The sequence below is a fragment of the Thiolapillus sp. genome (assembly GCF_048562965.1).
Classification (GTDB): domain Bacteria; phylum Pseudomonadota; class Gammaproteobacteria; order Chromatiales; family Chromatiaceae; genus Thiolapillus; species Thiolapillus brandeum_A.
In genome coordinates, this window is record NZ_JBHNMF010001247.1 from 1 (window position 1) to 755 (window position 755).

At 47.5% G+C, this 755-nt stretch carries 1 protein-coding gene and 1 pseudogene; both read right to left on the reverse strand.

The features are described 5' to 3' along the window. Positions 1 to 246, reverse strand: a complete 246-nt coding sequence (locus ACOCD2_RS23580; protein WP_419616685.1) for a transposase — start codon at positions 244 to 246, stop codon at positions 1 to 3. A gap of 118 nt (positions 247 to 364) precedes the next feature. Continuing rightward, a pseudogene (locus ACOCD2_RS23585) lies at positions 365 to 733 on the reverse strand (transposase); the annotation flags it as partial. Between the last annotated feature and the right edge of the window lie 22 nt (positions 734 to 755).

Sequence of the window (755 nt, forward strand, 5' to 3'; positions counted from 1 at the left end):
TCAGTAAAATCTGTGGGTCATTGGCGGAGTAGGCAGATTCCCAAGCGCATGATATAACGCGATTTCTGCGCCCCGATAGGTGCGAAAGCCGTAGGAATTTCTCGTGGTGACTTTTGCCTTGTTATTTAAGCCTTCTACAATTCCACTGGAAAAGGCTTTTTTTGCCTTGAACCAATTCAGAATTAGCAGCTTGTGTGCTCGTATCGTTTTGGCCACTTTTTTCATGGGTTCTATCTGCGAACGCATCACACGAGTACACCAGCGGTCCAGGAATTTTTCCGCCCAAGCAGGCGAGACATATTCCCAGAAGCCATTGAAATCCTCTTTTCAGCAGGTAGGCGCGTACAGATCGCAGGTTATACTTGAGAATCTCTTTGAGCTTGATTTCCTGTTTCTCCGTTAGATTCTCCTTGCGCTTGAGCAGGCACCACCTGGAGTTCTTGAGAACCGGCTCATGTCCTGCTTTCTTCATTTGCCGATGCTCATCCGCTCTGACCTCGTCAATGGCCTTGTTCAGTTTGGCGACGATATGAAAGCGGTCCAGAATATGAATGGCTTGTCCCGCCTTTTTTTCGATGACCTTGAGATAAGGCTTCCACATATCGGAACAAATGAACTTCAGTGCCTGGCTTCTCTGCTCACCAAAAAACCGGAAAAAACCGAGGAATGTCTTCACCGTCCGGTCTTTGCCAATCCATAATAAACACGTCTTTCCGGCATCAATCTGATACACCAGCGTCAGATACTTGTGCCCC

Bases quoted from the DNA above. Each gene is read 5' to 3' on its own strand.
- ACOCD2_RS23580 (WP_419616685.1), bottom strand. From the start codon at position 246: ATGCGTTCGCAGATAGAACCCATGAAAAAAGTGGCCAAAACGATACGA.